3 protein-coding genes are annotated in these 3,208 nt (G+C 32.4%); all 3 read right to left on the bottom strand.

The genetic code is table 11. From position 1 onward, the window contains the following. Positions 1–54 precede the first annotated feature (54 nt). The 3 genes from KI356_RS19415 to fadH all read right to left on the bottom strand — a co-directional run bounded on the left by KI356_RS19415 (position 55) and on the right by fadH (position 2,963). The gene (locus tag KI356_RS19415) at positions 55–543 is read right to left on the bottom strand and encodes a DUF3993 domain-containing protein (RefSeq protein WP_128281119.1); all 489 of its coding nucleotides are present in this window, start codon (positions 541–543) and stop codon (positions 55–57) included. Positions 544–726: 183 nt separating this feature from the next. After that, complete coding sequence (locus tag KI356_RS19410; protein WP_212936171.1) at positions 727–1,944, bottom strand: EAL domain-containing protein; 1,218 nt, start codon at positions 1,942–1,944, stop codon at positions 727–729. A 254-nt stretch (positions 1,945–2,198) separates the two neighbouring features. Next, positions 2,199–2,963 (bottom strand): 2,4-dienoyl-CoA reductase, encoded by a 765-nt coding sequence (gene fadH / locus KI356_RS19405; RefSeq protein ID WP_212936170.1) that lies wholly within the window; start codon positions 2,961–2,963, stop codon positions 2,199–2,201. Positions 2,964–3,208 lie beyond the last annotated feature (245 nt).

Raw genomic sequence — 3,208 nt, 5'->3', positions numbered from 1 at the left:
ATTACAACAATTATTAAATATAGAATAGGAATAGGGAAACACCTATTCCTATTTTTATAATTGTTGCAGCCTTTTTATTTCAGTTAAAAGTTCCTGACTTTCATGATACCCTGCTAATTTCCATTTCCCGTTATCCTTTTGCAATGTCACAATTTGATATTGTCCACTTTTCGCCCGCTCATATACGTATAAATTTTTATGTTCTTCATCATAAGACATTTTTGTTTCTGAATTAAAGGAAAAAGGGGCTTCTTTTGCTGGAAGTAAATATTCACCACTTTGTTTTTCATTTCTGCTGTTTTCATCTGTAAAAACTTGAAGGAAATTATTTGTAAAATATGGTGATAACGTCTCTATCATCTTATTCATAGATATTTGCTTCCCTCGAATTGAAAATTGCGTCTCATACCCTTTTTGTATCGTTGTAAATACTTCTTTCCGATCAACTTTCACTTCCTCTTTTCCTAAAACAGTTGTGACACTATAACCAACTAGAAAGGCAACACATACAAATAGAACAAACCATATTCCATATTTCTTCATTTTTTCACCTTCCCTTTAAAGAGCTTGTCTTTGTAGTATTCATTGTAACAATGATTATGCAAAGAAAGGGATGATTTCGTTCGTAAAATCTTTACAACGATAGACAGCATTTTCATCATCATTTTCACTATTACCAATTTATGATAAAAACAAACAAAAAAAATGCGCGAATCTCTTCGCGCATTAAAATAAAACATCTTCTTCATATAAATACTCATAAGATAAATCTATAAATAAAAAGTTTTCATCATCAATCGGGAAAGAAAATGTTCGTACCATTTCACCAGTTTCGATATCAGCGTATAAATCTGAAAGTCTTGCCTTATTCTCAAAACGCATTTTCATTATATTCTCTAGAAAATACGGGCGCCAGCTCCAGTTCTTCATATAATACTCTGGCATAACGATCCATTCACTATCTTTTTTCATAATATTACCAGATTGTTGAAAACCATCTTCATTACAAATAAATATCCGAAAACTATATTGTGATATGCTTTGGCTAAATTGTAATAACCAATCATTTATATCTTCATTCTTTTTTTGTTTTGACAGAACATCACCAATTCGATCACGTAACATCTCTGTTAAATTATAAATTTTTTGCAACTTCTTCTTCTCATGCAGAATAAATTGATGACATTCATTACCAAGTCGCTCTTTTAAAACATTCGTTTCAATAAAATCAGGTAAACATTCTTTCAAATAATTACCTTGATAATATCTACCACCGTTTTTCCAAGCATATTGTAGTTGATAAAAAGCATCAATTTCTTCATATAACAATGTCGCACCAATTCTTCTAGCAAGTAAAGATAAGGAATATAAAATATCTTGATAAGATTGTAAAAGTGCAGTTTGCCTTAAATTTGTTAAATCTACTTTTAAAATATCCGGTGCTAACACGCTAATACGCTCTAAATTACTTGTACCCGTTCCAACTTTATTAATCGAAATTTGAATACCATATGTACGATAATACATGAGTAAATGATTAAATTGTTCTATATCTTCTTTACATTCATGTTCTGTTATTTCCAGAACAATACGTTGTAAGTTCAAACCTTGTTCTTCATACATCAGCAAAAGTTGAAGTAAACTTTCATCTTCATCATTCATTAATACATTAGCATTCCGATGTATAAATAATAATAATTTTTGATCCGTTTCTAAATACCTATTTAACGCTTTTTCTACAATGATGTTATCCGCTTCAAGTTGGAACTCACTCGGAATAGAATCATCATGGAAGAAAGATGCTAAACTTTGTATACCCTCTTCTGTTTGAATACGTCCTACAACTTCATATCCAATTACTGTATGCTCATCAGCACTAAAAATAGCTTGATAATAAGGAAGGACTTTATCCAAGTTACTCATTACATCTAATGCGTCTATCAACGTGCTTCCCTCCCTTTACTTTTCAAAAATTATAACACGATATTTACGGAAAAATAATAAAAAATCCCTTCAGTTTTCCTGAAGGGATTAGAGGGGTAAAATGCTAAGGGGAATTAGCAATTCTACTATGAAGAAAAAAGAGGTCTTAAATATACCGTATATATGACCTCTTGTAAATACTTTTCTTTCACATGTCACAATTCCGTCACATTTTACCGTGAAAAATGAATCAAATATTCATTTGGTCATCCCTTTTAAAATGGATATTGATGCAAGTGTTGTCCTCCATCCATTGTCATGCAAGTTCCATTTATGTACGCAGCTTCATCTGAACATAAATAATAAGCTAGACCCGCGATTTCTTCTGGCGTACCTAGTCTTCCAAGTGGAACACTTTGTAGTGTACGCTTAGCCATTTCTTCTGAAATCCATAATTTATCGGCACCACCTGTACGTTCAATTGGTCCTGGTGCGATAGCGTTAACTCGTATCCCATATTTACGTCCCCACTCAACAGCAAGAGTTTTTGTCATCGCTAATACACCAGCTTTAGCTGCTGCCGAATGGATAACCCCTGGGCCTGCATCCCATGCATATGTTGCTACCATGTTAATGATATTCCCTTTTATACCTTTTTCAATCCAATATTTTCCGACAGCATGGCTACAGTAAAATGTACCGTTTAACACAATATTAATGACTGAATTCCAGCCATTCACGGATAAATCTTCTGCCGGACAAATAAAGTTTCCAGCTGCATTATTTATTAAAACATCAATTCGACCAAACTTCTCATCAATCTGTTCAATCATTTTCTGAATATCATCCGTATTTCGTACATCCATTTGTACAGGTAATACTTGCCCTGGAAATTGTTCAATTTCCAACTTTGTTTCCTCTAGTTTTTCCTTTGTACGTCCTGTAATAACAACTCGTGCCCCTTCTTTTGCAAAACGAGTCGCCATCCCTTTTCCCATTCCACTTGATCCACCTGTTATAATAACTACCTTCTCTTTCACATACATCCCCTCCAAAAAAATGAATACACATTCATTTTATCACTTTATTTAATAGAAATCTTTATATTTTTCAATTTTTCTGATATTTTAACGTAAAGAGGTTTCTTTTCGTTCATTTTTTTTCGTAATCTATTCTACTTTTTTAGTGTGTAAAATATATTTTAAAAAAACTGAAGGGGGATTCGAGTAACCTGTATATGAAGAAAATTACAAGGAGAAATTTTTTAAAGACTGGAATACGTACT

The sequence above is a fragment of the Bacillus hominis genome (assembly GCF_018332515.1).
GTDB lineage: Bacteria > Bacillota > Bacilli > Bacillales > Bacillaceae_G > Bacillus_A > Bacillus_A hominis.
Note: the sequence above shows the minus strand (reverse complement) of the source record. Positions and strands in the feature narration are given on the sequence as shown.

Excerpts from the sequence above, each read along its gene's own strand:
- KI356_RS19415 (WP_128281119.1), bottom strand. The coding sequence starts at position 543 with ATGAAGAAATATGGAATATGGTTTGTTCTATTTGTATGTGTTGCCTTT.